This is a genomic window from Hadarchaeum sp. (SeqCode), assembly GCF_049969415.1.
In the GTDB taxonomy this organism is placed as follows: Archaea; Hadarchaeota; Hadarchaeia; order Hadarchaeales; family Hadarchaeaceae; genus Hadarchaeum.
In genome coordinates, this window is record NZ_JBMFOX010000057.1 from 1 (window position 1) to 4127 (window position 4127).

Below are 4127 nucleotides of genomic sequence, written 5' to 3' on the forward strand. Positions count from 1 at the left end.
GCGTGCTCCTGGCCTTCGTTGTGCACTACTTCCGCGAGGAAAAGCCGCTTGCCGAAAAACCCCGAGAAACCCCACCCAGCACAAAAACGGAGCCCGGAGAAAAATAGGGTTTTGGAAATTTACATGGATTCAGGGCGTTTGCCATGCAATAAACTTGATTCTATTTTAGTGGGCAGTTTATACTAGGAGGGGAAGTGCCCAGGGAGAGTTTTCGGCCCTTGAGGGTGGCCGTCATCGGTACGGGCTATGTGGGCCTCACCACTGGGGTAGCCCTCGCCTACCTGGGCCACCAAGTGGTGGGTGTGGATAAAGACCAAACGAAGATAGAACTTCTCCGTTCTGGAAAGATCCCGCTCCATGAGCCGGGCCTTTCTGAGCTTTTACAACTTGTCGGAGATCGTATACGTTTCACCACGGAAGTCAGGGAAGCTGTCCCAAAGTCCGGTGTGATCCTGATCGCTGTGGGAACCCCGCCCAAGGAGAACGGCGAGGCCGACACCCGGTTCGTGGAGGAAGCCGCCAAAGAAGTGGCTTTGGCGTTCCTTCCGGAACATAGTTATATCATCGCAGTGAAATCCACCGTGCCCGTGGGAAGCAACCGGCGGGTACGCCATATCGTTCACAAAGTTTTGGAGGACCGAGGGCTCAGGGATAGGATCGCAGTAGAAATTGTTTCCAATCCGGAATTCCTGCGTGAAGGCCAAGCACTCTATGATACTTTTTACCCGGATCGCATCGTCGTCGGCGCCGAAAGCCCTGAAGGGGTGGACGCCATGCGCAGGCTCTACCAGCCCGTCCTCGAACAGACCTTCGATCCCCCAGGCTTCCTTCCTCGACCGGATAGCTATACCCTTCCTCCCCTCATCACCACGACCCCCACCAGCGCTGAACTTATCAAATACGCGGCCAACGCATTCTTAGCCTTAAAAATCAGCTTCATCAACGAGATCGCCGGGCTTTGCGAGAAGGTCGGGGCTGATGTGGTGGAGGTGGCTCGGGGTATCGGCCTTGACTCCCGCATCGGTCCCAAGTTCCTTCAGGCGGGCCTCGGCTGGGGCGGGAGTTGCCTCCCCAAGGACACCGCGGCTCTCCTCGCCATGGGAAGAGAGCATGGCTACGAAATGCCCATTGTGACCGCGGCTCGGGAGGTGAACACCCGCCAGCGGAAGCGGGCAGTGGAGAAGCTCCAGGAGGTGTTGAAGGGCGTGCGTGGAAGGGTGATCGGGATCTTGGGCCTCGCCTTCAAGCCCGGCACCGACGACGTCCGGGAGTCGCCCTCTTTGGATCTGATTCGATTGCTCCTCGAGCGGGAGGCCCACGTGCGGGCCCATGACCCCCTGCCCATGACTATGGAGAATGCTAGGAAGGCTCTAGAAAGTCTAGAGGTGGAGTTCATGGCCGACCCTTATGCCGTTGCTAAAGGGGCCGATGCCCTGGTGCTCGCTACCGCCTGGCCGGAATACCGCCAGCTCGATCTTCGCAAATTGGCCAAAACGATGCGTACCCCAGTCCTCCTCGATGGCCGGAATCTCTTCGATCCTGCAGAGGCCCGCGAGGCAGGATTTATGTACATTGGAATCGGGAGGTAGCCATGGCCGACCAAAAGCAAAGCGGAGGAACTGGTTCGGATACGAAGAAAAACACGGTTGATCCAGAACTCCTGGAGATCTTCGCGTGCCCTAAATACAAGAGCAACCTGGGGATAGCCGATGATGGAAGTAGTTTGATCTGCAGGGCTTGTCAATCGAAATATCCTGTCGAAGAGGGCATCCCTTTAATGCTCATCGACAAAGCGATCCCTCTTTGCCAGGAAGACTTATGAAGATGAAGGTATTGGTTACTGGCTGCGCGGGCTTCATCGGCTGGAAAGTGAGCGAACTTTTGCTCGCTGAGGGAAACGCTGTAGTAGGCGTCGATAACCTCAATACGGCCTACGATCCCAAGCTGAAGGAGTGGCGCCTCGAACAGTTACGAACACATCCAGATTTCACCTTCTACCGGGCGGACATCAGCGACTGCGAATACCTGGAGGACCTCTTCCGGCGAGAGAAGTTCGACGCCGTGGTAAACCTGGCCGCCCGAGCCGGAGTACGCCAAAGTCTGGAGGACCCTTGGGCGTACTACGAAACAAATGTCATCGGTACCCTCAATCTCCTGGAGCTCTGTCGGCGGCACAGGGTAGACAAGTTCATCTTGGCCTCCACCTCCAGCGTCTATGGCTCCCCTCCCTCTTCGCACCTCACTACTCACCCCTTCAAGGAGGACCAGCCGACGGATCGCCCTTTATCCCCATACGCTGCCTCCAAAAAGGCCGCCGAAACGCTTTGTTACACCTACCATCAGCTCTATGGGCTCAACATCATAGTGCTCCGATACTTCACCGTTTATGGCCCGGCTGGGAGGCCTGATATGAGCATCTTTCGGTTCATCCGCTGGATCGCGGAAGGGGAGCCGGTGATTATCTACGGCGACGGCACTCAGAAGCGGGATTTTACCTACGTGGACGACATCGCCCGCGGCACCCTCTCCGCCCTCCATCTCTTCCTCTCTTCATGCCACACATCACACTCTTCATCCATCTACGAAATCATCAACCTCGGCTCCGACCATCCAGTGCCTCTCAATCACGTGATCTCCATCATTGAGGAGCTTTTGGGCAAAAAGGCACAGGTCGTTTATAAGCCCAAACATCCCGCTGATGTTCCCGCCACCTGGGCCGATATTTCCAAAGCTCGCTCTCTGTTGGGCTGGAAGCCTCAAACTCTTTTGAGGGAGGGTCTACAAAAGGCAATAGAATGGTATTTACAGAACCAGAATTGGGCGAGGAATGTTCGCCCATGAGGTGAAGACCGAAGAGGGTGAAAGCTGTCTTGCGAGTTCTTGTTATAGGGGCGACAGGGCAACTGGGGTCAGAAGTATGCAAAGTCCTCCAAGAAACCCATGAGGTCATTCCTGCAACGCGCCAGGAGGCCGATATCACCAATCTGCCTCAAATTTTATCTTTGGCCAAACTAGTTATTCCAGACATCATTATAAATGCCGCAGCCTACACTGATGTAGATGGGTGTGAGAGTAACCGAGAGAAGGCTTTTCTTGTCAATGCGGTTGGAGCACGGAATGTAGCCATCGCGGCGCGGGAGGTGGGGGCGAAGCTTGTTCACATCAGCACTGATTACGTCTTCGATGGGGGAAAGGATGAACCGTATTTAGAGTATGACCCTCCCAATCCGGTGAACATCTATGGCTGGTCTAAACTCGTAGGAGAGCAAATGGTTAGGGAGCAAAACCCGCGCTCCTTCATTCTGCGAGTTGCCTGGCTCTACAGCGCTCACGGACGAAACTTTGTCAAAACAATGCTTAAACTTGCACGCGAGCAGGAAGAAATACGGGTCGTTAAAGATCAGCGGGGTACCCCTACCTTTGTTGGGGACGTGGCTCACCAGATTAAGCTCCTGATCGAAACCCACTGCTATGGACTCTATCACTGCACATCCCAGGGGAGTTGCACCCGATTCCAGTTCGCTGTGGAGATCTTCAAGTGCGTGGGCTATAAAGCGGAAAGTAACCCTGACGGCTCAGTGCACCTAATACCTAACACCCAGGGCCTAAGACCTATCACTTTGAGGCCGGTGACCAGTGCCGAATTTCCCACTCCGGCGAAACGGCCAGCCAACTCTGTCCTGGAGAATTTCATGCTCAGAGTCCAGGGGTTGGATATCATGCCTCATTGGAAAGAATCACTTGCAGCCCAAATCCAAAGGATTAAGGAGGCGATTGAACAATGAAGGCGTTGGTCCTTTGCGGAGGAAAAGGCACCCGGCTTCGTCCTCTGACCTACACCCTTCCTAAACAGCTTGTCCCCGTCGCCAACCGACCAATCCTTCATTACGTCATGGACCAAATCGAAAGCACGGGAATAAAGGATATAGGGGTTATCATCGCCCCTGAGACTGGGGAGCGCATCAAAGAAGCCCTTTCCGTAAACCCATGGCAATTCAATTTCACTTTTATCCTCCAGGAGGAGCCCAAGGGCCTCGCTCACGCCGTCATGGTGGCCCGGGAATTCCTGGGCGATGACCCCTTCCTCATGTATCTGGGGGACAACCTGATCGGCCAGAGCATCCAGG

General features: G+C 54.9%; 5 protein-coding genes. All 5 read left to right on the top strand.

Annotated features, from left to right (window positions below; all coding sequences use genetic code 11):
- Positions 1-194 precede the first annotated feature (194 nt).
- Entirely contained in the window at positions 195-1589 is a 1395-nt protein-coding gene (locus tag ACP5PX_RS07410) for a UDP-glucose dehydrogenase family protein (protein ID WP_428085331.1), read from the top strand.
- Between the two features lie 2 nt (positions 1590-1591).
- A complete protein-coding gene (locus ACP5PX_RS07415) occupies positions 1592-1822 on the top strand; it encodes a Trm112 family protein (RefSeq protein WP_428085332.1) in 231 nt (76 codons plus the stop codon).
- Positions 1819-2841: a GDP-mannose 4,6-dehydratase gene (locus ACP5PX_RS07420; protein ID WP_428085333.1), complete on the top strand. Its 1023-nt coding sequence runs from the start codon at positions 1819-1821 to the stop codon at positions 2839-2841. Before ACP5PX_RS07415 ends, ACP5PX_RS07420 begins: the two co-directional genes overlap by 4 nt.
- Positions 2842-2858: 17 nt before the next feature.
- Positions 2859-3785, top strand: a complete 927-nt coding sequence (rfbD, locus tag ACP5PX_RS07425; RefSeq protein WP_428085334.1) for a dTDP-4-dehydrorhamnose reductase — start codon at positions 2859-2861, stop codon at positions 3783-3785.
- Positions 3782-4127: sugar phosphate nucleotidyltransferase (locus ACP5PX_RS07430; RefSeq protein WP_428085335.1), on the top strand; the 346-nt coding region annotated here is incomplete at its 3' end. The genes rfbD and ACP5PX_RS07430, both read left to right, overlap by 4 nt.

Coding starts and splice junctions, on each gene's coding strand:
- ACP5PX_RS07420 (WP_428085333.1), top strand. CDS start 1,819: ATGAAGATGAAGGTATTGGTTACTGGCTGCGCGGGCTTCATCGGCTGG.
- ACP5PX_RS07415 (WP_428085332.1), top strand. CDS start 1,592: ATGGCCGACCAAAAGCAAAGCGGAGGAACTGGTTCGGATACGAAGAAA.